25 protein-coding genes and 1 pseudogene are annotated in these 23571 nt (G+C 33.8%); 16 read left to right on the forward strand and 10 right to left on the reverse strand.

Going from position 1 to position 23571, the window contains the following annotated elements; all coding sequences use genetic code 11:
* The first annotated feature begins 5 nt into the window (after window positions 1-5).
* From JVV30_RS08275 to JVV30_RS08295, 5 genes are all read left to right on the forward strand, one after another.
* Complete coding sequence (locus JVV30_RS08275; protein WP_053028574.1) at window positions 6-455, forward strand: molybdenum cofactor biosynthesis protein MoaE; 450 nt, start codon at window positions 6-8, stop codon at window positions 453-455.
* A 1-nt stretch (window position 456) separates the two neighbouring features.
* Complete coding sequence (gene moaD / locus JVV30_RS08280; RefSeq protein ID WP_053028573.1) at window positions 457-690, forward strand: molybdopterin converting factor subunit 1; 234 nt, start codon at window positions 457-459, stop codon at window positions 688-690.
* Window positions 691-696: 6 nt separating this feature from the next.
* A complete protein-coding gene (gene mobA, locus JVV30_RS08285; RefSeq protein ID WP_070855284.1) occupies window positions 697-1302 on the forward strand; it encodes a molybdenum cofactor guanylyltransferase MobA in 606 nt (201 codons plus the stop codon).
* A 13-nt stretch (window positions 1303-1315) separates the two neighbouring features.
* Window positions 1316-2338 (forward strand): GTP 3',8-cyclase MoaA, encoded by a 1023-nt coding sequence (gene moaA, locus JVV30_RS08290; protein WP_070855283.1) that lies wholly within the window; start codon window positions 1316-1318, stop codon window positions 2336-2338.
* Between the two features lie 309 nt (window positions 2339-2647).
* Window positions 2648-3001, forward strand: coding sequence for a SarA family transcriptional regulator (locus JVV30_RS08295; protein WP_053028570.1), 354 nt, complete (start codon window positions 2648-2650; stop codon window positions 2999-3001).
* Between the two features lie 53 nt (window positions 3002-3054).
* Here JVV30_RS08295 and JVV30_RS08300 read toward each other — a convergent pair whose 3' ends face one another.
* On the reverse strand, window positions 3055-4260 hold the full coding sequence (locus JVV30_RS08300) for an MFS transporter (protein WP_070855282.1): 1206 nt from the start codon (window positions 4258-4260) through the stop codon (window positions 3055-3057).
* On the reverse strand, window positions 4257-4694 hold the full coding sequence (locus JVV30_RS08305) for a MarR family winged helix-turn-helix transcriptional regulator (RefSeq protein WP_053028568.1): 438 nt from the start codon (window positions 4692-4694) through the stop codon (window positions 4257-4259). The genes JVV30_RS08300 and JVV30_RS08305 overlap by 4 nt, the downstream gene beginning before the upstream one ends.
* A 178-nt stretch (window positions 4695-4872) precedes the next feature.
* On the opposite strand from JVV30_RS08305, the gene JVV30_RS08310 reads away from it, so the two are divergent.
* The gene (locus JVV30_RS08310) at window positions 4873-5634 is read left to right on the forward strand and encodes a VOC family protein (protein ID WP_070855281.1); all 762 of its coding nucleotides are present in this window, start codon (window positions 4873-4875) and stop codon (window positions 5632-5634) included.
* On the opposite strand, the gene JVV30_RS13285 is transcribed toward JVV30_RS08310, so the two are convergent.
* On the reverse strand, window positions 5631-5882 hold the full coding sequence (locus JVV30_RS13285) for a hypothetical protein (protein WP_080365498.1): 252 nt from the start codon (window positions 5880-5882) through the stop codon (window positions 5631-5633). The two genes, JVV30_RS08310 and JVV30_RS13285, sit on opposite strands and share 4 nt — an antisense overlap.
* A gap of 162 nt (window positions 5883-6044) precedes the next feature.
* Between JVV30_RS13285 and JVV30_RS08315 the strand changes: the two genes are divergently transcribed.
* The gene (locus tag JVV30_RS08315; RefSeq protein ID WP_070855280.1) at window positions 6045-7304 is read left to right on the forward strand and encodes a lipid II:glycine glycyltransferase FemX; all 1260 of its coding nucleotides are present in this window, start codon (window positions 6045-6047) and stop codon (window positions 7302-7304) included.
* Between the two features lie 137 nt (window positions 7305-7441).
* The gene (locus JVV30_RS08320) at window positions 7442-10624 is read left to right on the forward strand and encodes an efflux RND transporter permease subunit (protein WP_204193968.1); all 3183 of its coding nucleotides are present in this window, start codon (window positions 7442-7444) and stop codon (window positions 10622-10624) included.
* Window positions 10625-10713: 89 nt separating this feature from the next.
* Here the strand turns inward: JVV30_RS08320 and mspA are convergent, their stop codons facing one another.
* Complete coding sequence (mspA, locus tag JVV30_RS08325) at window positions 10714-11031, reverse strand: membrane stabilizing protein MspA (RefSeq protein WP_070855278.1); 318 nt, start codon at window positions 11029-11031, stop codon at window positions 10714-10716.
* A gap of 188 nt (window positions 11032-11219) precedes the next feature.
* Window positions 11220-11387, reverse strand: a complete 168-nt coding sequence (locus JVV30_RS08330) for an SE1832 family protein (RefSeq protein WP_176747962.1) — start codon at window positions 11385-11387, stop codon at window positions 11220-11222.
* Between the two features lie 139 nt (window positions 11388-11526).
* Here JVV30_RS08330 and JVV30_RS08335 point away from each other — a divergent pair, with 139 nt between their 5' ends.
* Entirely contained in the window at window positions 11527-12435 is a 909-nt protein-coding gene (locus tag JVV30_RS08335; protein ID WP_204193970.1) for an AEC family transporter, read from the forward strand.
* Between the two features lie 243 nt (window positions 12436-12678).
* Here JVV30_RS08335 and JVV30_RS08340 read toward each other — a convergent pair whose 3' ends face one another.
* The 3 genes from JVV30_RS08340 to JVV30_RS08350 all read right to left on the reverse strand — a co-directional run bounded on the left by JVV30_RS08340 (window position 12679) and on the right by JVV30_RS08350 (window position 15426).
* Window positions 12679-13470: a glucose 1-dehydrogenase gene (locus tag JVV30_RS08340; RefSeq protein WP_070855276.1), complete on the reverse strand. Its 792-nt coding sequence runs from the start codon at window positions 13468-13470 to the stop codon at window positions 12679-12681.
* Window positions 13471-13497: 27 nt separating this feature from the next.
* Complete coding sequence (locus JVV30_RS08345; RefSeq protein WP_053028561.1) at window positions 13498-14361, reverse strand: GRP family sugar transporter; 864 nt, start codon at window positions 14359-14361, stop codon at window positions 13498-13500.
* A gap of 192 nt (window positions 14362-14553) precedes the next feature.
* On the reverse strand, window positions 14554-15426 hold the full coding sequence (locus tag JVV30_RS08350) for a GNAT family N-acetyltransferase (protein WP_070855275.1): 873 nt from the start codon (window positions 15424-15426) through the stop codon (window positions 14554-14556).
* Between the two features lie 148 nt (window positions 15427-15574).
* On the opposite strand from JVV30_RS08350, the gene JVV30_RS08355 reads away from it, so the two are divergent.
* Both JVV30_RS08355 and JVV30_RS08360 read left to right on the forward strand, forming a co-directional pair.
* A complete protein-coding gene (locus tag JVV30_RS08355) occupies window positions 15575-17710 on the forward strand; it encodes a DNA topoisomerase III (RefSeq protein ID WP_204193973.1) in 2136 nt (711 codons plus the stop codon).
* Window positions 17711-17823: 113 nt separating this feature from the next.
* Window positions 17824-19158 (forward strand): NCS2 family permease, encoded by a 1335-nt coding sequence (locus JVV30_RS08360; RefSeq protein WP_053028558.1) that lies wholly within the window; start codon window positions 17824-17826, stop codon window positions 19156-19158.
* A gap of 501 nt (window positions 19159-19659) precedes the next feature.
* On the opposite strand, the pseudogene JVV30_RS08365 reads toward JVV30_RS08360, so the two are convergent.
* Window positions 19660-19923: pseudogene (locus tag JVV30_RS08365) on the reverse strand (transposase); the annotation flags it as partial.
* A 72-nt stretch (window positions 19924-19995) separates the two neighbouring features.
* On the reverse strand, window positions 19996-20388 hold the full coding sequence (locus tag JVV30_RS08370; RefSeq protein ID WP_204193975.1) for a hypothetical protein: 393 nt from the start codon (window positions 20386-20388) through the stop codon (window positions 19996-19998).
* Window positions 20389-20764: 376 nt separating this feature from the next.
* Here JVV30_RS08370 and rpsJ point away from each other — a divergent pair, with 376 nt between their 5' ends.
* From rpsJ to rplB, 5 genes are read left to right on the forward strand one after another with little or no spacing between them, the layout of a single operon-like run.
* Complete coding sequence (gene rpsJ / locus JVV30_RS08375; RefSeq protein WP_015900978.1) at window positions 20765-21073, forward strand: 30S ribosomal protein S10; 309 nt, start codon at window positions 20765-20767, stop codon at window positions 21071-21073.
* A gap of 27 nt (window positions 21074-21100) precedes the next feature.
* Window positions 21101-21763: a 50S ribosomal protein L3 gene (gene rplC / locus JVV30_RS08380; protein ID WP_053028556.1), complete on the forward strand. Its 663-nt coding sequence runs from the start codon at window positions 21101-21103 to the stop codon at window positions 21761-21763.
* A gap of 26 nt (window positions 21764-21789) precedes the next feature.
* On the forward strand, window positions 21790-22413 hold the full coding sequence (gene rplD, locus JVV30_RS08385) for a 50S ribosomal protein L4 (protein ID WP_011275126.1): 624 nt from the start codon (window positions 21790-21792) through the stop codon (window positions 22411-22413).
* Window positions 22413-22688: a 50S ribosomal protein L23 gene (rplW, locus tag JVV30_RS08390; protein ID WP_011275127.1), complete on the forward strand. Its 276-nt coding sequence runs from the start codon at window positions 22413-22415 to the stop codon at window positions 22686-22688. Before rplD ends, rplW begins: the two co-directional genes overlap by 1 nt.
* 39 nt (window positions 22689-22727) lie before the next feature.
* Window positions 22728-23561 (forward strand): 50S ribosomal protein L2, encoded by an 834-nt coding sequence (gene rplB, locus JVV30_RS08395; RefSeq protein WP_053028554.1) that lies wholly within the window; start codon window positions 22728-22730, stop codon window positions 23559-23561.
* Window positions 23562-23571: the final 10 nt, after the last annotated feature.

Raw genomic sequence — 23571 nt, forward strand, 5'->3', positions numbered from 1 at the left:
ACTAAATGAAGCAATTTGAAATCGTTACTGAACCTATCCAAACGGAACAGTATCGAACATTTACTATAAATGAACACCAAGGTGCTGTAGTGGTCTTTACAGGGCATGTAAGAGAGTGGACCAAAGGCATTAAAACGGAATACTTAGAATACGAAGCGTATGTTCCTATGGCAGAGAAGAAATTAGCGCAAATCGGTGATGAAATTCAAGAACGTTGGCCAGGGACAATTACAACCATTGTTCACCGAATTGGGCCGCTCCAAATTTCAGATATTGCAGTATTAATTGCAGTATCATCACCACATCGTAAAGATGCATACCGTGCGAATGAGTATGCGATAGAGCGTATTAAAGAAATTGTTCCAATCTGGAAAAAAGAAATATGGGAAGATGGTGCAGAATGGCAGGGCCATCAAAGAGGTAGCCACGACCTTGCAACTAAAGGAGAGGACTAGTGTGAAGGTATTATACTTCGCTGAAATAAAAGAAATTTTGCAAACTGATAGTGAAATACTTGATATTAATGAAGCAATTGATGTTAATAATTTTAAACAAAGATTGTTTGAGAGACATCCCTCAATTCAATCTAAAAAATTTCAGGTTGCAGTAAACGAAGAATTTGTACAAGAAGAGGATATCATTCAACCAACAGATACAGTTGCATTGATTCCACCAGTAAGTGGGGGTTAACAGGAAATGAAAGCTATTATTTTAGCAGGTGGTCATTCAGAACGCTTTGGCACGGCTAAAGCGTTTGCTGAAATAGATGGACAATTATTTTATCAACGAATTGTTCAAACATTACAAGAAACAAATATGTTTAATGACATCATTATTAGCACGAATGATCAATTAGCTGATCAATTTAAACATGATCATGTCATTATAGATGACACTAAAAATAAAGATAAAGGGCCACTTGCTGGTATATATACTGTAATGGAGCAATACAATGATGAGGAATTATTCTTTGTCATTTCTGTTGATACGCCGATGGTAACTGGTAAGGCCATCAGTGCATTGTATCAGTTTTTAGTTTCTAAACTAATCGAAGATCAAATTGATATTGCTGCATATTCAGAAAATGGACGTGTCATACCAACCATTGCATTTTATCACCCGAATTGCATTGACGTTATGAAAGAAGCTTTAGATTCAGATGATTTTAGCTTACGACACGTATATAATCAAGTGACGACAGAATGTATAGATGTTACAAGCATACAACCACCTGAATATTGGTATAAGAATATTAATTATCAAGAAGATTTAGCCACATTGAAACATCAGATAAATCATTAAGGAGGGGTCATGTATGGTTGCACAAATCAAAGATAAATTAGGTCGACCTATTCGCGATTTACGTATTTCTGTAACTGATCGTTGCAATTTTAGATGTGACTATTGTATGCCTAAGGAAATCTTCGGTGATGACTACGTGTTCCTACCTAAAGATGAGTTATTAACGTTTGAAGAGATGGTGAGAATTGCGCGTGTTTATGCAGAACTTGGCGTGAAAAAATTGCGTATAACGGGTGGAGAACCATTGCTTAGACGCAATTTATATCAATTAATTGCTGAGTTAAACAACATTGATGGTATTGAAGATATCGGTATGACGACGAACGGACTCTTGTTGAAAAAGCATGGTCAAAAATTATATGATGCGGGCTTAAGACGTATTAATGTTAGCTTAGATGCTATTGATAATGAAGTGTTCCAAGCTATCAATAATCGTAATATTAAAGCTACTACTATTCTAGATCAAATTGATTATGCAGTATCTATTGGTTTCCATGTTAAGGTAAACGTTGTAATCCAAAAGGGTGTAAACGATGATCAAATCATCCCAATGGTCGATTACTTTAAAGATAAAGATGTTGAAATTAGATTTATCGAGTTCATGGATGTTGGTAATGATAATGGTTGGGACTTCAGTAAAGTTGTGACCAAAAATGAAATGCTAGATATGATTGAAGCGCATTTTGATATTGAACCAGTCCCTCCTAAATATTTTGGGGAAGTCGCAAAGTACTATAGACATAAAGATAATGGTGCTCAATTTGGTTTAATCACAAGTGTCTCAGCTTCATTTTGTTCTACGTGTACGAGAGCACGTTTATCATCGGATGGTAAATTTTATGGGTGCCTATTTAGTACTGTTGAAGGCTTTGATATTAAATCATTTATTCGTTCAGGTGTTACGGATGATGAATTAAGAGAACAATTAATAAGCTTATGGAACATTCGTGACGATCGATATTCAGATGAACGTACTGAACAAACCGTTAAAAATCGTCAACGCAAGAAAATTAATATGAACTACATTGGTGGTTAAATTAAGAATGGGAGTGGCGCAGAATTTAAAAAGAATTCTGTTTCGCTCCCGTTCTTTTAGAATATAAATTCAATTAACAGTTTTCATTTAAAGTAAATCATTATTTAATATAATACCTATGATTAAAGTATAGGAATGTCATAATAGCACTGAGTATATGTATAACTGATTTTGTATTAAACACTAATCAGAAAACAAATAAAATTTGTAATAGATTAAATTGTGTATGTGTTATATAATTTTGTTAAGGAAAATTAATTTTTTAAAGCAATAATTACATCTTAGAATCAACATTGGAGGTCTTTAATTATGGCAACAGAAAAAGTACAACGCTTTATTGCAGCAGAGAGAGAATTAAGCCAATTAAAACATTGGTTAAAATCATCGTATAAAATTTCCATTGAGGAATTTGTAGTTTTATTTAAAGTTTATGAAGGTAAAAAAATTAGCGGTAAAGAATTACGCGATACGTTGCATTTTGAAATGTTATGGGATACAAGCAAAATTGACGTGATTATACGTAAAATTTATAAGAAAGAATTGATTTCTAAATTACGCTCTGAAACAGATGAGCGACAAGTTTTTTATTTCTTCAACGCAACACAACAGAAATTATTAGATAAAATGAAATCTGAAATCGAAGCAATTAGTATTGCTAATTAATAGATTATAATAAGCGCTAGGAAACGTTTTAATGATTTCCTAGCGCTTTATATTTATTGATATTGTATTTTGACTTTTCTACCATGAACAAAAAAGTAAAGTACAATGCTAAGTGCAGCGACAATAGCCATAATAATATAAACTTCTGTATAGCTAATGAAACCTGTAAATAAACCTAATAAAGATGGTCCGAATCCAATACCTATATCTAAACCAATAAAGTAGGTTGATGTTGCGATACCATATTTACTCGTAGGTGACACTTTAATGGCAATTGCTTGCATTGATGACGATAAATTGCCATAGCCAATACCTAGAAAGACACCAGCAAGTAATAACATCCAGCCATTATAACTGAATACTAATAAGACAAAGGTAATGATTAGAGCGATAAATGCTGGATAAACAACAACATTTTCAGTACGTGCATCAATCATACGTCCTGCAATTGGACGTGTAATTAAAGAAGCGATGGCATAACAAATAAAGAAATAACTGGATGCTTCTAATAAATGACGTTGCTCTGCAAAGAATTTTAGGAAAGTGAGTATGGAAGCATAGTTTAATGCAATAACCATCATAACAATAGATACAGGTACTGCTTCTTTAGCAATAAAGTTGTGAATGTTGAAACCAGACGCTTGAGCTACTTTAGCATCCGTTTTATTATGAACGGCATCGAAATCAATTTTAATAAATAAAGAAATAATTAAACTAATAAGGCCTAACACGACACATATCGTAAATAATAAATTGATAGAAAATGATTTTAATAATAAGATGCCGAAGAAAGGACCTATAGCTGTTCCAAGTACTAAACTCAGAGAAAATAAGCTAATACCTTCACTCTTACGTTCAACTGGTGTAACATGTGCAGCTATCGTGCCAGTTGCTGTAGTCGCAATAGCCGTTGCAATGCCATTTATTAAACGTACGAACATTAAAAATGTAATTGATCCGGGTATAAAATAAAGTAATTGTGTTATAAGAAGCAATAGTAATCCAGTGATTAATATTTTTTTAGGACCAAATTTATTAACATATTTACCAGTACCAAATCTTCCTATTAAAGAACCGATAATAAACAATCCTACTACGAGTCCGGCTAGACTATCTGAGGCATGATAAGTTGTCTTACTATAGTCAGCAATAATGACTAATAAAAGATACATGCATAAATACACGAAAAAGTTGATTGAGAAATTAACTGTAAAGCTTTTCGTGAAGATGGGTTGTTTTGCATTTATGTTTTGTGTCATTCTGCTTCCTCCTCTGCCAACGCAAGATGAAGTTTATTCATTACTGTTATGACACTTTCAAGATCTTCCTTTGATAATCCAGCATGCTTAATAAGCGCTTGTTGAACTGGTAGAATCTCACGATAAACTTCTTCGTATAGTGCCTGTCCTTTATCAGAGAGACTTAATAATTTCTCACGTTTATCTTGCTTACTTGGTTTTATAACTAGCAATTCTTTCTCAGACAAAATTTTAATAATCTTACGTGTCGTAGGTTTCTCTATAAAACGACGTTTAGAAATATGAACTAGTGTCGTCGGAGAAGTACTGGCAATATCTCTTAATATTAACCATTGCCCAGGGTGTAAATCGAATCGATCGAGTATCGGTTGCGTCCGTTTAATATATGGGCGATATAAACCGATGAAACTGTTAAAAAATTCATTTGTTAACATAATATACTCCTTCCAAACAAGTTAGCTTTGCTAACTATTTTTTGAACAAAAATTATTATATGACTTATTTAAAAAAATTGCAATACTTTATTAATAAGTTGTATGAATAAAAGAAGTAATCAGATAAGAAGTTTGATAAGATAGATGCAAGTCGAATAATTAAAGGGGAATACGATCAATGGAACTAAGATTTGACCATATTATTCATTATGTTGATAACCTAAAGAACTTTAAATACCCAGGGGAAATCTTAAAAATTAGCTCGGGTGGTAAACATCATAAATTTGGAACATTTAATCGTTTATCTTATATAAATGAAAATTATATTGAATTGATAGATGTAGAAGACAAAGAAAAACTAACTAAAGAGTCAAAAACAGAAGAAGGTCGCGTTGCATTTGCGACTAAAATTGTTCAAGACCACTTCCAACAAGGTTTTAAGACAATTGCTTTAAGAACCTCAAATATAGAACAATTGAAGCAAACATTAGAAGGTCGTGGCATTGAAACAATTGGACCTATAGATATGCATAGAGAGAATAAAAAAGGTGACAAAGTAAGATGGAAACTACTGTACATTGCAGATCCTGATTACATGGTAAAACCGCCATTCTTTATTGAATGGGCAGAAAAAGAAGTTAAACACAATCAGAAATTAGAACCGCTTTTTCAAAAACAATTCAAAATCTATAAAATTATTATAGATAGTGAAAAGCGTGCAAAAACACTTTCAAAATGGCAAAAATGGTTTGATATGACTATTCTTGAAGAAGGCGATTATTACACGGATGTACAATTAACGACAGATCACATTATATACCGCATACAAGATGCGAAAACGTCGGGGTATAATACAGTCGTATTTAAAGATAGCGAAACGACTGCACCGTACTCAATTATTACAAAAGGTGCTAAATATCGCTTTGAACCAGAAGATTAATATAGGTAAATATAAGTACTATGTGCAATCAATCCGATGTGCACGATTGAAAGTATTAAAGAGAGTATACTGAGGTATGCAGTTATTTTTGACGTTTGTAATAATAAGAAAAAGATAGTAAGTACAAACGACAATCCAACGAACATTACTCTTAAACTAAAATATGAAATAGTTAAAGGTTGAGTCATCGTAACAACAATAGCTATCAAGTTTAAAATAACAAATAGTATTAATATTAAATTTCGCATAATAACCCTCTTTTTAAGAAATATTAGTATTTTAAGTCTATACAGTATATCAAAAATTTAAAATCATGAAATAATATTTGAATCGGACGGCGAGTTTGTCGACACTCAAATCATGACATTGTATAATTATAATTAATGTAAAGAAAAAGGAGTTTTTATAGCATGGAAAAGATGAATATCACTAACCAAGAGCATGATGCGTTTGTGAAAGCTCATCCTAATGGCGATTTGCTGCAACTAACGAAATGGGCAGAAACAAAACGACTAACAGGATGGTATTCAAAGCGTGTGGCAGTGGGCGAAGATGGTGAAATTAAAGGTGTAGGTCAATTATTATTTAAGAAGATACCTAAACTACCATTCACGCTATGTTATGTTTCTCGTGGATTCGTAACAGATTATAGTGATAAAGCTGCCTTGGAACAGTTATTAGCCGAAACTAAAAAAGTAGCTAAAGCAGAAAAAGCCTATGCTATTAAAATTGATCCAGATGTTGAAGTCGATAAAGGTATAGATGCACTTAAAAATTTAAATGCATTAGGATTTAAACATAAAGGGTTTAAAGAAGGTTTATCTAAAGACTACATTCAACCACGAATGACAATGATCACGCCAATTGATAAAACAGATGAAGAAATAATCCAAAGTTTTGATCGACGAAATCGTTCAAAAGTACGTCTTGCTCTAAAACGAGGTACGAAAGTAGAACGTTCAAATCGTGAAGGACTTAAAACTTTTGCGGAATTAATGAAGGTAACAGGAGAACGTGATGGCTTTTTAACAAGAGATATAAGTTATTTCCAAAATATTTATGACTCTCTGCATGAAGATGGAGATGCTGAATTATTCCTTGTTAAGTTGGAACCAAAGCCTGTCTTAGAGGACATTGATAAAGAACTTCAAGAACTGGACAACGAAAAAGCACAACTACAAGACAAATATGAAAGAAAGCAAGATAAAAAGACGCAGAATAAACTCAATGATGTCGAAGCTAAAATTCAAAAATCTATTGAAAGAAAAGACGATATGACTGACTTATTAGCAAAACATCCTAATGGAATTTATTTATCTGGTGCATTGTTAATGTTTGCAGGATCAAAATCATATTATTTATATGGTGCGTCATCGAATGATTACCGTGACTTCTTACCTAACCATCATATGCAATTTGAAATGATGAAATTTGCACGTGAACATGGTGCGACAACTTATGACTTTGGAGGAACGGATAATAACCCAGATAAAGATTCTGAACATTATGGTCTTTGGGCGTTTAAACGTGTATGGGGTACGTATCTAAGTGAAAAAATAGGTGAATTTGATTATGTATTAAATCAACCACTTTATCAATTAATTGAACAAGTTAAACCACGTTTAACTAAAGCTAAAATTAAAATTTCTCGTAAATTAAAAGGTAAATAGTTTATTTATTATTAGAATTTAATCTGAACGATTACACAACTAATATTGTGACGTTCAGATTTTTTTAGGATAATAGGGATGGCTAAAATGGATGAATGGATGATTTTTTAAGATATAAGAATGGGGGAAAACCAGAAGTGATTAAGAAAATGCTAACGTTCTCGTTAGGAAATAAATTTGCAATATTCTTGATGGTTGTATTAGTTATCCTAGGAGGTGTATATGCTAGTGCTAAATTAAAACTCGAGTTACTGCCAGATGTTGAAAATCCAGTCATATCTGTACAAACCACAATGCCGGGTGCGACACCTCAAACAACCCAAGATGAGATCAGTTCCAAAATTGATGACCAAGTGCGCTCACTCGCATATGTAAAAAGTGTGAAAACGCAGTCAATACAAAATGCCTCTATAGTAACCGTTGAATATGACAATGATACGGATATGGATAAAGCGGAAGAAGTCTTAAAGAAAGAAATAGATAAGTTAGACTTCAAAGACGGTGTAAGTGAACCAGAATTAACACGAAATTCTATGGATGCATTCCCAATCGTAGCGTATTCATTTACTAATAAAAATAATGATCTCAAAGCGACGACAAAAGAAATTAATACACAACTTATCCCTAAATTACAAACCGTTGATGGCGTACAAAATGCGCAACTTAATGGTCAAACTACAAGACAAGTAACATTAAAATTTAAACAAAATAAACTAGATGAAGCTGGATTAACAGCTGATGACGTAGAGAATTACATCAAAACAGCAACACGTGAAACACCTCTAGGATTATTTCAATTTGGCAAAAATGAAAAATCAATCGTCATTGATGGTCAATTCAAATCCGTCAATGCTCTTAAAAACTTAGAAATCCCATTAACAATAAGCGGTCAAAGCCAAGCAAGTAGTAGTGATGACCAATCTGGTAATGAGATGCGTAGCACTGGAGACAGCGCATCATCGTCAAGCGCTCAATCTCAAATGAACAATCAATCTCAAGCGTCTAGTGGTGAAATGCCAAGCATACCGTTAAGTGACTTAGCAAACATTACTGTTGGAGATGAACGTGAATCAATTTCTAAGACGAACGGGAAAGATGCGGTCAATGTCCAAATTATGAAGGCACAAGATGCTAATACGGTTCAAGTTGCTAAAGATGCACAAAAGAAAATTGATGACTTTGTGAAAAACAATGATGACATTAAAGCGACTAAGACTATGGATACTGCTAAGCCAATCGAAGATTCACTTTATACTATGGTCGAAAAAGCAGCATTAGGAACTATTGTCGCAATTATTGTTATCCTATTATTCTTGAGAAATATTAGAACAACGGCTATATCAATAGTTTCTATACCGCTTTCTATTTTAATCGCACTCATTGCATTAAAATTAAGCGATGTATCTTTAAATATTTTGACGCTAGGTGCATTAACAATCGCAATTGGTCGTGTGATAGATGACTCAATCGTTGTTGTTGAAAATATTTATCGACGATTGTCAGATCCAAAAGAAGCATTGTCTGGAGACCATTTAGTAATCAGTGCAACGAGAGAAGTTTTTAAACCTATTTTATCTTCTACAATTGTTACGATAATCGTATTCTTACCACTTGCATTTGTATCAGGCTCAGTAGGTGAAATGTTTAGACCTTTCGCTTTAGCAATCGCCTTTAGTTTGTTAGCATCATTACTTGTATCTATTACTGTGGTACCTGCATTAGCTTCTACATTTTTCAAAAAAGGAATTAAGTTAAAGGCGCATTCGAATAGTCAAAATGAAGAAAGTCGTGGCGTCATAAGTAGGGGCTACCGTAAAATCCTTGGCTGGTCTTTAAATCATAAGTGGATTGTTTTAATTATTAGTGTTGTTATCCTAATTGGAAGCATTGCACTAGGCGGCTCAAAATTAGGTACAAGCTATATTTCGACTGGTGACGATAAATTCCTAGCTGTAACTTATACACCTAAACCTGGTGAAACTGAAAAAGCTGTGTTGAATCATGCAAAACAAGCGCAAGCCTATTTGCAATCGAAAGATAAAGTGAAAACTGTGCAATATTCTGTGGGAGGACCTTCGCCTGCAGATCCAACTGGTAGCACGAATAGTATGGCGATTATGGTTGAATATGATAAAGACACACCTGACTTTGAAGAAGAACCTGATAAAGTGATTTCACATTTATCTAAGATGAATCAACCTGGTGAATGGAAAAATCAAGACATGGGTACTGGTTCTGGAAATGATTCGGTTGAAGTTACTGTAAAAGGACCTTCAACGAATGCAATCAAAGATACCGTTGCCAAAGTAGAGAAAGAAATGAAATCTGTTAGCGGTATAACTAATGTAAAATCAGATTTATCGCAAACGTATGATCAATATGAAATTAAAGTTGATCAAAATAAAGCAACTGAAAAAGGTATCTCAGCTGGTCAACTAGCATTGAATTTAAATGAGAATTTACCAGAAAAAACGATTACCACAGTTAAAGAAAATGGTAATAAAGTAGACGTCAAAGTTAAACAAAACAAACAGACAGATTGGTCTAAAGATAAATTGAAGAATATGGAATTAAAATCACCAACTGGTGAAACAGTTCAACTGAAAGAAATCGCGAACCTTGAGCGTACAACAACACCAAGTAAACTCGTGCAAGAAGACGGAGATTATGCAACAACAGTATCTGGTAAAATCACAGATTCTGACGTTGGTGGCGTTTCAAGTAAAGTCATGAATAAAATTAATAAGATAGACAAACCAGATAACGTTAAAATCAACGTTGGTGGTGCAACAGATGATATTAATCAAGCAATAAGCCAATTGGCATTTGCGATGTTAGTAGCTATCGTCATTGTTTATCTCGTATTAGTTATCACATTTAAAGGTGGCTTAGCGCCATTCACAATACTGTTCTCACTACCATTTACAGTTATCGGTGTCGTATTAGCATTACTCATTACGGGTGAAACAATTTCAGTGCCAAGTTTAATAGGTATGTTAATGTTAATAGGTATCGTTGTAACCAATGCTATTGTGTTAATAGATCGTGTGATTACAAATGAGCAAGAAGGTATGTCTATGAAAGAAGCATTGCTAGAAGCGGGAAGTACGCGTATTAGACCAATTCTGATGACAGCCATTGCCACTATTGGCGCATTGTTACCATTATTATTTGGTCAAGACAGTTCAATATTAATATCAAAAGGTATGGCAGCAACTGTTATTGGAGGATTAATTTCGTCTACACTGCTTACTTTAATTGTAGTACCTGTCATCTATGAAATCCTCTTCACTTTAAAAAATAAAATAACACGTAAATAAAACATATAGCCAACTACTGCTAATATGTAAAAAGAAGCCTAAGACATTGATTGATGCCTTAGGCTTCTTTTAATCTTATAAAGAATGGTTTAGTACATTACAAAAATTAAAATGATATAAATTACAAATAAAATAACTGATAGGATATTCAGAATTGAAATAGCTTTAGCATCATGTTTTAAAGCTTTGAATGCAGTTACTTCAACATTACCGACAAGAAGGGCTAATACAACAAAGACCCACCAGTTTTCAGCTGGAAATTGTAGTGTTGTTAAGGCTAATACAAATAGTAATAACACACCCATGATAATGCGTAAAATACGAATAAATATAGAATGCATTTTGAAAATACTTATATAACTAACAATGAGATATAAAACGGGTAATAATAATAAGTAGAGTTTCACCTGTTGTCTTCCTTTCTAATTACAACTTATATGATTTGTCTGAAAATAATATACAATTTATTACAAATTGGCAATTACTTAATGGATTGGAAAGGTGCCCAAGTATGACTATTCTTAGTTTAGATGATTACTACAGAAAGCGCTAGGGCAACAAATTAATCCTAAATTGGTCTAAATCAAGACAATCGTTATTTCTGACGTAATTTAGCACGTATGTCAGCAATTTGTAATTCGATGTCTTCTAATTGCTTAACGAGAGGATCTATCGTTTGATTTAGAGATTCTCGCTTCTCGAGGTCATTTTGTAATCGAATATAATCATATTTTAATTCATCTAATTGTGATTCTAAATCCATTAGTCTCAAACCCCTTTAACATCAAAATTTAATAATCACATTGAATTATAGCATGAAACAAGACACTTCTAAAAATGATGTAAATTATGTTAAAGTATTTAACTGTAATAAAATGTTTTAGTAGAAGGAAGGAACTACCGTGACAGAGCAGTTTATAATGATCATTCTTTTAATCGCGCTAGGATATCTATTGAAACGTATAAACTTTTTGAAAGCAGCAGATAGTCAAGTGTTATCAACGCTAGTACTTAATGTCACACTACCTTCTTTAGTTATTGTTAATCTTAACAGTGCAGCATTAGATTTTTCATTTTCAATATTACCTATCATGATGATTGCATATGGTGTGCTTGCTAAGATAACTGTTTTATGGCTATTTAACAGACATAATAACCATATAAAAGGTACAGTAGGGATGATGACTGCATCACTTAACATTGGATTATTTGCTTATCCGCTTGTTGATACAATCTGGCCAAAGAACGGTATGATTTATTTTGGTATGGCTGATATAGGTGGCGCAATTATTATGTTTGGCGTAACTTATTTTGTTGGTAGCTATTTTAGTCAAGGCGGAGATCAGTTCGATTTTAAATATCTAGGTAAGAAACTGATTACATCCGTTCCGCTTGTCACATATATCATTATGTTTACTTTGAACATGCTAAATATTCATTTACCAAAGGTGTCAATTGATTTTTTCACAATTATCTCTAAAGCGAACATGCCACTTTCAATGATTTTATTAGGTGTTATGCTTAACTTCAAGATAGAACGCCATTTCTTACCCATTGCGATTAAATATTTATTAGCACATTATGGTTTAGGCTTAATAGCCGGACTACTCGTTCATTTCTTATTACCTGTTTCAGATGAAATGATTAAGGCGACATTGCTTATTGCTTGGCTACTGCCTGTAGGTGTAGCGATTATTCCATATTCTATTCAATTTAAATATAAAACATTACCTTTAGTTGGTATGGTAACGAATATTTCAATCGTTATAAGTATTACCATTCTTTATATTTATCAGGCACTATTTGTATAATAAAGTAATATAAATATGAAAAAGGGAGCGGGACAGAATTCATTTGAATTCGTCGTCCCACTCCCAACTTGCTTTGCTTGTAGAATTTCTTAATGAAATTCTCTTTGTTGGGGCCCCGCCCGCAAGGATGANNAAAAGCTTGATTTAAGCGCCTTCTCAGTTCAGTCAGCTACTGCGAATTTGCAAACTAGCTTCATTATATTATTTATGTCCCAGCCTCTTTTTATGATTAGCATATAAAACTTACCCTTTACCACCCATGAAGGCAGGGTAGTTCGTCATACCACCATCAACGTAAATTGTAGTACCATGTATATATTTAGCTAAATCTGAAGCTAAGAATAAAGCAACATTAGCAACATCTTGTGCTTCACCTATTTCTTTAGCTGGAATCATTTCCAATGTTTCTGCGCGTGTATCTGGATCAGAAAATTTTTCCTTAGTATGTTCAGTAACGATTGCACCTGGAGAAATATTATTGATACGAATACCGTGTTGTGCATATTCCATCGACATTGTTTCCATCATTAATTTCAAACCGCCTTTACTAGCAGCATAGTTAACATAGTTAGGCCAAGGTATAGTATCATGTACACTTGATGTATTGATGATAATGCCTTTTTTATCTTCTTTTAAGAACTGATTAACAGCTTCTCTGGATCCTATAAAGGCCCCAGTCAAATTAATGTCTATCACTTTTTGCCATTCTTCAACAGACATTTTATGTGATGGAATTGGTTTTTCAAAGCCAGCATTATTAATCATAATGTCTAACGTACCAAATTCATTAACCGCAGCTTGTACTAATTGTTGTACCTCTTCTTCAACGGCTACATCCGCTTGAACTGCAATGGCTTGTCCACCAGCATCATGAATGATATGCTTGACTGCTTCAATTTCGTCTAAATGACGATCTGAGCGATAATTTAAAATGACTTTTGCTTTTGCTTTACCAAAATTCTCAGCAAACGATTTACCAATGCCACTTCCGGCACCAGTTATAATAATAACTTTGCCTTCTAAATCTGAAAACAATCTGACTCCTCCTTAGTATTAATCAAACTATTTAAGATTTCCTAGTATAAATGCGGCAATGACAATTAGAACGATACCAGACCAAATACCAATCATTTGACGTTTGTCTTTTTTCTCGCCTAATAAGAAAATACCGCCTAATGTTGATACGATAACAAGTAATTGTGATAATGAGAAACTTGTTGCAACACCAACTTTAGGTTGTGAATAGAACATGAATAAGTTACCTACAGCCCATACAACACCAGGGATTAAGTTAAGCGCAGTAGATTTAATATTGGTTTCATGTTTCATTGATAGTAAGAAACCACCAATAGCCATACCAATTGATTGGAAGAATAATGCATCCGTACCACTGACACCAAAGATATCGGCAATTACGACATATCCAACATAACCCACTGTTGAAATGATAAGTATTAACATTGCTTTCTTAAATTCTGGATCATTAGATTGACCTTCGTTCTTACCACGTAATGAGGTTAATGCGATACCTGTAACTAATAGAATCATTGCGATAATTCCTAGCGTGACTTGAACACCGGTACTCCATTCACCAAGAAAAATAGCACTAAATAATGTCGTACCAACTAATTGCATACCAGTTGATATTGGCATTGTTTTAGAAACACCGATTAAACTGATTGAACGTAATTGATTACCTTGTCCAAATGCCCATAACGCACCTGAAATTAAGCCAACGATAATGACTGTTAAATTATCAAATTCTGCTTTACCAATTAAGAGTAATATGAAACCGACAATTAGTGCACCTAATGTCGTACCTCTAATTTGGTTGTAGGGTCCGCCACCTACATAGACATTAATTAAAACAACACTCCCCCAAAATAGGGCTGGTAATAATGCGATAAGTATATCTATAAACTGCATTATACTGACACTCTCCTTATTTAATTACTTAAAAGTGCTTCCTTCCTATAACACTCGTGAACATTTTATCTGAAAAATATTCATTTTAAAATGTAAACGCTCAAATACAATCGTATTGAAAATAGAAAAGCATAGGAAAGGAACAGTGATTTCATTTAGAAATTTCGTTCTTTCTTACGCTTTCATATAAGCTTAATGATGTAATTGACTTGGATCAATTTTATATTTAGTATATTCACTTTCAATTTCAAATCCTAATTCATTAAATCGTTCAACTAAGGCAGCATTTTTACTTCGTATTTTAAAATAAACTTTATTCACTGCATAGTGTTCAAAGGCATAATGTATTGCGTACGATAGTAAATCAAATGCGATTCCTTTTAGACGATAATCAGTATGTGAACTAAAATATCTTATTTCAGCTAGCGAAGATGGACTATCGATTTGTAAATAAAGATAACCTTTAAGTAAGCCTTCACTTACAAATAGGAATAAACGATTATATTCATCTAAAGTATTTACAATTTCTTTTGGTGTTAAAGCATTATGCCTAAATGTCTGCGCATGTAATTTACTAAAAGCACGTTGAAATCCCGGCTGATATTCAATGATGTTCATTTCAGCATCTGGTTCATTAAGTGATTGATAGACGTTTAAGTAATAATCCGTAAAGTTATAATTTGCATGAATCGTCTTCATTAAAGGTTTTGAATTTTGTGTGCAATCATTATAAGAGAAGTTAAATGTTGCATTAGCAGATTGTTCATCTCTTAATGCCGAAAATAAAGAAATAAAATGTGCCTCTGTAAAATCAAAATCTGTTTTAACGAATGGTCCAATAACTTTGTACTTATCTTCTTCATATAATATTCCAGTGATGAGTGCGACAATTGAGTCATCTTCTATTAAACAGAAAACACCTGTCGTATTGATAGATGCATTGAGCAACTGTTCTACATCATCATTAGACGAATGAAGTTTATATATATAAGACGCAATTTTGTCTGATGATGCATTAATAAAAGATATGATTTGGTTCAGGTTGCTTACTTTAATAATGTCCATAGCGTACCTCCATTTCAATATCAATTTGTTAAATTAATTATAAATTTATTTATTAGTAATTGAAAGTTTGGACTATTGTCTATCGTGTTACAATTGTATTATTATCAAAAACATTAACTGAGAGATCTTTTATCGAAAGGAAAGTTCTATGAAATCATTAATTTTAGCTGAGAAGCCATCCGTAGCTAGAGATATTGCTGAAGCTATGAATATAAAAGGAAAGCGCAATGGTTATATTGAAAATGAGCATTATATTGTTACATGGGCGTTAGGACATTTAGTTACTAACGCGCAACCTGAACATTATGATAAAGCATTTAAAGAATGGAAACTTGAAGATTTACCTATTATTCCTAAACAAATGCATACGGTCGTCATTGGTAAGACGAGTAAACAATTTAAAACTGTGAAATCACTTATATTAGATAAGAATGTTAAAGAGATTGTCATCGCAACTGATGCTGGAAGAGAAGGGGAACTTGTAGCACGTCTTATATTAGATAAAGTTCATAATAAAAAGCCAATTAAACGTTTGTGGATTAGTTCTGTAACTAAGAAAGCCATACGTGATGGTTTTAAAAATTTGAAAGATGGTCGACAATTTCAACATCTTTATGAAGCAGCATTAGCTAGAAGTGAAGCGGATTGGATTGTAGGTATCAATGCTACACGTGCGCTCACAACAAAATATGATGCGCAATTATCATTAGGCCGCGTTCAAACGCCAACGATACAATTGGTCAATGCTAGACAACAAGCAATTAATCATTTTAAGCCCAAGAAATATTATACGTTGTCTAGTGAAATAGCTGGATTAACCTTCCAATTAGCAACGGATCGTCACCATATGACTAAAGAAGATGTCATGCAAATTGCAAATGAAGTTAAACATGCAGAAGGTAGCGTTGATAGCGTTGATAAGAAACTCAAAAAAAGCTATCCTAAACCACTTTATAATTTAACGGATTTGCAACAAGAAGCATATCAACGATACAAAATGGGACCTAAAGAAACACTTAATACCATTCAAAATTTATATGAGCGTCATAAAGTACTCACATATCCACGTACAGATTCTAATTATTTAACTGATGATATGGTTGATACGATTAAAGAACGATTACAAGCATTACTAGCTACTGATTATAAAGCACAAGTAAGACCCCTAATAGGACAATCATACTCACGTAAAATGCGCATTTTTAATAATCAAAAGGTGTCAGATCATCACGCGATTATTCCAACAGAAGTGCGTCCTGATATGGAACGTTTAAGCAATAGAGAAAGCAAGATATATATGATGGTGGCTGAAAGATTCTTGGAATCGTTAATGTCGCCACATGAATATGAAGCAATTAAAGTAAATGTTAGCGTTGGTAAACATACATTCGTTTTAAATGAAAAGATTACACGTCAATTAGGCTACAAAGCACTTAAAATGAGTAATAATGATGTGGTTAAGGGTGCTTCTTTTAAAAAGGGAGAAAGTTATTATCTTAACAATATCAAGGTTAATGAACATGAAACAACGCCTCCAGAATACTTTAATGAAGGTTCACTGTTAAAAGCGATGGAGAATCCGCAAAACTATATTCAACTTAAAGAGAAGAAACACGCTAATACATTGAAGCAAACTGGTGGGATTGGCACAGTTGCGACGCGTGCTGATATCATCGAGAAGCTATTTAATATCAATGCCATTGAATCTAGAGATGGCAAGATTAAAGTTACACCTAAAGGAAAACAAATTCTAGAGCTTGCGCCACAAGAATTAACATCTCCATTGTTGACGGCTGAGTGGGAAGAGAAGTTAATGCAAATTGAAAAAGGTAAGTACAATTCACGACGCTTTATTGACGAAATGAAGTCATTTACGCAAGCTATTGTAAATAATATTAAAAGCAGTGAGCAAAAATACAAGCATGATAATTTAACGACAACAGAATGTCCTACCTGTGGGAAATTTATGATTAAAGTTAAAACTAAAAATGGACAAATGTTAGTGTGCCAAGATCCTGCTTGCAAAACTAAAAAGAACGTACAACGCAAAACCAATGCACGTTGTCCAAATTGTAAAAAGAAAATGACATTATTTGGTAGAGGGAAGGATGCAGTATATCGATGTGTTTGTGGTCATACAGAAACGCAAGAACAAATGGATAAAAGGTTCAAAAATAAAACGAGTGGCAAAGTATCTAAAAAAGAAATGAAAAAATATATGAATAAAGAGGAGTCACTTGAGAATAACCCGTTTAAAGATGCACTGAAAAATCTAAAATTATAGTTTAAAATCGAACTTAATTAAGTTAAATATCGGAAAAGTTCGTTTTTAGTATTGTGTTTTTCGGCAAGTAATATTAAAATATTAAAGTATTTCAATTAAAGGAGTTTAAAGCCGTGAAAAAATACTTTCAATTCGACGAGTATGATACTAACTATAAGAAAGAGATCATCGGTGGTATCACAACTTTCTTATCAATGGCATACATTTTAGCTGTAAATCCTCAAGTATTAAGTTTAGCAGGTGTTAAAGGTGTATCAGGCGACATGAAAATGGATCAAGGTGCTATTTTTGTGGCAACAGCTTTAGCAGCATTTGTGGGTTCTTTATTTATGGGACTGATTGCGAAATATCCGATTGCACTTGCACCAGGGATGGGACTTAATGCATTCTTCGCATTTACGGTAGTATTAACGATGGGTATTCCTTGGCAAATAGGTTTAACAGGGGTACTATTCTCAGGAATATTCTTTGCAATTCTAACTGCAACCGGTCTTCGAGAAATAATTATTAATGCTATTCCGTATCAAATGAAAATGGCAGTATCTGCTGGGATTGGATTATTTATTACTTTTGTAGGTTTACAAAGTGCTGGTATTATTGTAAAAAATGATTCTACATTAGTTACATTAGGACATTTAACTAAAGGTCCTGTATTATTAGCAATCTTTGGTATCGCGATAACAATTATTTTATACGCTAGAAAAGTACCAGGCTCAATTTTTATTGGTATGATTATAACTGCTATCGTTGGAATGATAACAGGATTAATACATACACCTTCAGGCATAGTAGGTAAAATACCTAGCATTACACCAACATTTGGTGCAGCCTTTGAAGCATTTAAAGATCCAGGCCAATTATTTACGATTCAATTTTTAATTGTTATTTTAACATTCTTCTTTATAGACTTTTTTGATACAGCAGGAACATTGGTGGCTGTAGCAACTCAAGCGGGTATTATGAAGGAAAACAAATTACCTAGAGCAGGTAGAGCGTTATTTGCCGATTCACTCGCAACTATTGTGGGCGCGATCTTTGGTACAACAACTACAACGTCTTACATCGAATCAACGTCAGGTGTAGCGGTTGGAGCAAGAACAGGGTTTGCAAGTATAGTAACTGGATTCTGTTTCTTGTTAGCATTATTCTTCAGTCCGTTAATTGAAATTGTTACAAGTGCAGTAACAACACCTGCATTAGTAGTGGTTGGTATTTTAATGGCTGCGAATTTTGCAGAAATTAACTGGAAGAAATTTGAAGTCGCAGTGCCAGCATTTATAACAATTATTATGATGCCACTATCATATTCAATTGCAACTGGTATTGCTTGTGGATTCATATTCTATCCAATTACAATGATCATTACAAAAAAACATAAAGAAGTACATCCAATTATGTATTTCTTAATGGTACTATTCATTCTATACTTCATCTTTGTACACGGCTAAATTGTCATAAAGGGCTTTAACAAAATAATAAGATAATGCTACTTTGCAAATTAGTAGTAGTTGACTGAACTGAAAAACGCTTAAATTAAACTTTTTCAGTTCTAGTCAACCTTGAGAGCGGGACTCTAGCAAAGAGAAATTCATTATTTAATTCTACAAGTTAAGCAAGCTAGGGCGGACGATGAAATTAAAAGAATCCGTCTCACTTCTTTCCTGAGTCCGGGACATAAATAATATAATGAAGCTATTTTGCAAATTCGCAGTAGCTGACTGAACTGAAAATGCGCTTAAATCAAGCTTTTTTCAGTTCTAGTCATCCTTGCGGGGGTGNNGAATTCTGTCCCGCTCCCGATGAAATTAAAAGAATCCGTCCCACTTCTTTCCTACGATTAGTTAAGCATTACTTAACTAGTCGTTTTAATTTATTTTTTGAATAAGATGTTAAACTGTATTTGATTGTACGTTTGGCTAATGTGGGGACATTTAATAATCGTACGATTTTTAATTCATTATCAGATAATGAATCGTTTTTAAAAGTCGATTTATACAAGCGACGACGGCAGTCTTTTGAGATTACTCATTAGGCTGCTTTTTTAGTTTGTAATAATAATCGACGACATGATTATCGTAGTTACGCTGGTCTAGGATAATATTCATCACTATCCAAAATAATGATTGTCTAGCTTTTTTATTTCCCCGCTTATTAATAGTATCCCTATAATAAGTGTTACCAGATTGATAGGGTTTGATATCAATACCTATATAAAAATAGCTGTGAAGAAATATACAGTCATAGATCTCTTCACAGCTAATCTAAGTATAGTATGTTTTAAATTACTATTTCTTGGATTGATCATCTTTATATTGTGTGTAAACGACTTTAGCATCTTTATTACGAACGTAGTTAGGTGCGTTTAAAACAACGAAAATAAAGAAAACCATTAGGAAGAATAGAATCCAATGGACAAACATACCAATAATAGGAATAAATGCGATAAAAGAACCAACAATACCTATAATAGGAATGATAGACATTGGCTTAATAGCATTTTGAGTATCTATTAATAGAATAAGGGCTAGTATAAGATATAAAAAGGCATTGACTAATAAGGGTTGCCAACCGAAGCCTAAAATAAAGCTTCCACCTAGAAATGGTATACCATAGAAAAATTCACAAATTAATAAGACGACGCTTATAATTGCAAGCGCAGTTTTAGTACCTTTCTTCAAAACATTCACCTCCGGATGTAAATAAAAGAAACAAATTCAAATTTCTACTATTATATAGAAGAAATCAAAATTCATAACAACAATTACCTATATTATAAAGTAAAAACAAAAAAAGGGAAAAAATTTACCTAAAATGGTTGATGTCCTCATCTATTTAAAGTACAATACTTAGGTATGTGTTAGACAAAGTACAAAAAGTTATAGAAAAGCCTTGATTTATCAATGTTTTTCCTGTAACATATCTAATGTTGGACTTGATGAAAGCGATGAAGCGAAAGGTTACTGACACACCCGGCCGCTTTGCCATGGCGTTGTGTGAGATAGTTTTCGTGGAGAAGTCTATCACTTAAATGTAGACGAATAAGGAGGGAAAATTATGGCAAAACAAAAAATCAGAATCAGATTAAAAGCTTACGATCACCGTGTGATTGATCAATCAGCAGAGAAAATTGTTGAAACTGCAAAACGTTCTGGTGCAGAAGTTTCTGGACCAATTCCGTTACCAACTGAAAAATCAGTTTACACAATTATCCGTGCGGTGCATAAGTACAAAGATTCACGTGAACAATTCGAACAACGTACACATAAACGTTTAATCGATATTGTTAACCCAACACCAAAAACAGTTGATGCCCTAATGGGATTAAACTTACCATCTGGTGTAGACATCGAAATTAAATTATAATAGAAAATTTTAGGAGGTGGACTTTCGATGACCAAAGGAATCTTAGGAAGAAAAATTGGGATGACACAAGTATTCGGAGAAAACGGTGAATTAATCCCAGTAACAGTAGTAGAAGCAAGTCAAAACGTAGTATTACAAAAGAAAACTGAAGAAGTAGATGGCTACAATGCTATCCAAGTAGGTTTTGAAGACAAAAAAGCATATAAAAAAGATGCTAAATCAAATAAATATGCAAATAAACCAGCTGAAGGTCACGCTAAGAAAGCAGGCACAGCACCTAAGCGCTTCATTCGTGAATTCAGAAACGTTAATGTTGATGAATACGAAGTAGGTCAAGAAGTCACAGTAGATACTTTTGAAGCAGGAGACATTATTGATGTAACTGGAACTTCAAAAGGTAAAGGTTTCCAAGGTGCAATTAAACGTCATGGCCAAGCACGTGGACCAATGGCTCACGGTTCTCATTTCCACAGAGCACCAGGTTCAGTAGGTATGGCTTCAGATGCATCAAGAGTATTCAAAGGCCAAAAAATGCCTGGACGTATGGGTGGAAACACAGTTACTGTTCAAAACTTAGAAGTAGTTCAAGTTGATACAGATAACAATGTAATTTTAGTAAAAGGTAACGTACCTGGACCTAAAAAAGGTTTCTTAGAAATCCAAACTTCAATTAAAAAAGGTAATAAATAATAAGTAGCGAAAGGAGGAAAAGCATAATGGCTAATTATGATGTTTTAAAAGTAGACGGATCTAAATCAGGTTCTGTTGAATTAAGCGATTCAGTATTCGCTATTGAACCAAATAACAGTGTTCTTTTCGAAGCAATTAATTTACAACGTGCTTCATTACGACAAGGAACTCACGCAGTTAAAAATCGTTCTGCTGTACGTGGTGGCGGACGTAAACCATGGAGACAAAAAGGTACAGGACGTGCACGTCAAGGTACTATTCGTGCCCCACAATGGCGCGGTGGTGGTATCGTATTCGGTCCAACACCAAGAAGTTATGCATACAAAATGCCTAAGAAAATGCGTCGTTTAGCATTACGTTCTGCATTATCTTTCAAAGTGAAAGAAAACAACTTCACTATCGTTGATAATTTTGGTTTTGAAGCTCCAAAAACAAAAGAATTCAAAAACGTATTAACTACACTTGAACAACCTAAAAAAGTGTTAGTAGTTACTGATAGCGAAGACGTAAACGTTGAATTATCTGCTCGTAACATCCCTGGCGTACAAGTTAGTACTGCACAAGGATTAAACGTATTAGATATCACTAGCGCTGACAGTGTTATTATTACTGAATCAGCTGCGAAAAAAGTTGAGGAGGTGCTCGGATAATGGAAGCAAGAGATGTTCTTAAGCGCCCCGTAATCACTGAAAAATCTTCTGAAGCAATGGCTGAAGATAAATACACTTTTGACGTAGATACTCGTGCTAATAAAACACAAGTTAAAATTGCAGTTGAAGAAATTTTCGACGTTAAAGTTGCAAATGTAAACATCATCAACTACAAACCTAAGAAAAAACGTATGGGCCGTTACCAAGGCTATACAAACAAAAGAAGAAAAGCGATTGTTACTTTAAAAGAAGGTTCAATTGACTTATTCAACTAAACAATAAAATAAAAGTTACCATTAAGGAGGTAAGCGACAATGGCTCTTAAAAAATATAAGCCAATTACAAATGGTCGTCGTAATATGACTAGTTTAGATTTCGCTGAAATCACGAAATCAACTCCTGAAAAGTCATTATTACAACCGCTACCGAAAAAAGCGGGTCGTAACAACCAAGGTAAATTGACAGTTCGTCACCATGGTGGAGGACACAAACGTCAATACCGTGTTATCGATTTCAAACGTAACAAAGATGGAATCACTGCAAAAGTTGATTCAATCCAATATGATCCAAACCGTTCAGCTAACATTGCTTTATTAGTATATGCTGATGGTGAAAAACGTTATATTATTGCTCCAAAAGGATTACAAGTAGGCCAAGAAGTTGAAAGTGGTGCAGATGCCGACATTAAAGTTGGTAACGCATTACCTTTACAAAACATTCCTGTTGGTACTGTAATTCACAATATCGAATTAAAACCTGGTAAAGGTGGACAATTAGCTCGTTCAGCGGGTGCAAGTTCACAAGTACTTGGTAAAGAAGGTAAATACGTATTAATCAGATTACGTTCTGGTGAAGTTCGTATGATCTTATCAACTTGCCGTGCTACAATTGGACAAGTTGGTAACTTACAACATGAATTAGTTAATGTTGGTAAAGCTGGACGTTCTAGATGGAAAGGTATCCGTCCAACAGTTCGTGGTTCAGTAATGAACCCTAACGATCACCCACACGGTGGTGGTGAAGGTCGTGCTCCAATCGGTAGACCATCTCCAATGTCACCATGGGGTAAACCAACACTTGGTAAGAAAACTCGTCGTGGTAAAAAATCATCAGACAAACTTATCGTTCGTGGACGTAAGAAAAAATAATAACAACTTA

Source organism: Staphylococcus sp. GDY8P47P (assembly GCF_016892225.1).
GTDB classification, from domain to species: domain Bacteria; phylum Bacillota; class Bacilli; order Staphylococcales; family Staphylococcaceae; genus Staphylococcus; species Staphylococcus borealis.

Coding starts and splice junctions, on each gene's coding strand:
- rplW (WP_011275127.1), top strand. CDS start 22,413: ATGGAAGCAAGAGATGTTCTTAAGCGCCCCGTAATCACTGAAAAATCT.
- JVV30_RS13285 (WP_080365498.1), bottom strand. CDS start 5,882: ATGCGAAATTTAATATTAATACTATTTGTTATTTTAAACTTGATAGCT.
- rplB (WP_053028554.1), top strand. CDS start 22,728: ATGGCTCTTAAAAAATATAAGCCAATTACAAATGGTCGTCGTAATATG.
- JVV30_RS08275 (WP_053028574.1), top strand. CDS start 6: ATGAAGCAATTTGAAATCGTTACTGAACCTATCCAAACGGAACAGTAT.
- rpsJ (WP_015900978.1), top strand. CDS start 20,765: ATGGCAAAACAAAAAATCAGAATCAGATTAAAAGCTTACGATCACCGT.
- rplD (WP_011275126.1), top strand. CDS start 21,790: ATGGCTAATTATGATGTTTTAAAAGTAGACGGATCTAAATCAGGTTCT.
- mobA (WP_070855284.1), top strand. CDS start 697: ATGAAAGCTATTATTTTAGCAGGTGGTCATTCAGAACGCTTTGGCACG.
- JVV30_RS08345 (WP_053028561.1), bottom strand. CDS start 14,361: ATGCAGTTTATAGATATACTTATCGCATTATTACCAGCCCTATTTTGG.
- JVV30_RS08355 (WP_204193973.1), top strand. CDS start 15,575: ATGAAATCATTAATTTTAGCTGAGAAGCCATCCGTAGCTAGAGATATT.
- JVV30_RS08295 (WP_053028570.1), top strand. CDS start 2,648: ATGGCAACAGAAAAAGTACAACGCTTTATTGCAGCAGAGAGAGAATTA.
- JVV30_RS08350 (WP_070855275.1), bottom strand. CDS start 15,426: ATGGACATTATTAAAGTAAGCAACCTGAACCAAATCATATCTTTTATT.
- JVV30_RS08300 (WP_070855282.1), bottom strand. CDS start 4,260: ATGACACAAAACATAAATGCAAAACAACCCATCTTCACGAAAAGCTTT.
- JVV30_RS08315 (WP_070855280.1), top strand. CDS start 6,045: ATGGAAAAGATGAATATCACTAACCAAGAGCATGATGCGTTTGTGAAA.
- rplC (WP_053028556.1), top strand. CDS start 21,101: ATGACCAAAGGAATCTTAGGAAGAAAAATTGGGATGACACAAGTATTC.
- JVV30_RS08330 (WP_176747962.1), bottom strand. CDS start 11,387: ATGGATTTAGAATCACAATTAGATGAATTAAAATATGATTATATTCGA.
- moaA (WP_070855283.1), top strand. CDS start 1,316: ATGGTTGCACAAATCAAAGATAAATTAGGTCGACCTATTCGCGATTTA.
- JVV30_RS08305 (WP_053028568.1), bottom strand. CDS start 4,694: ATGTTAACAAATGAATTTTTTAACAGTTTCATCGGTTTATATCGCCCA.
- JVV30_RS08310 (WP_070855281.1), top strand. CDS start 4,873: ATGGAACTAAGATTTGACCATATTATTCATTATGTTGATAACCTAAAG.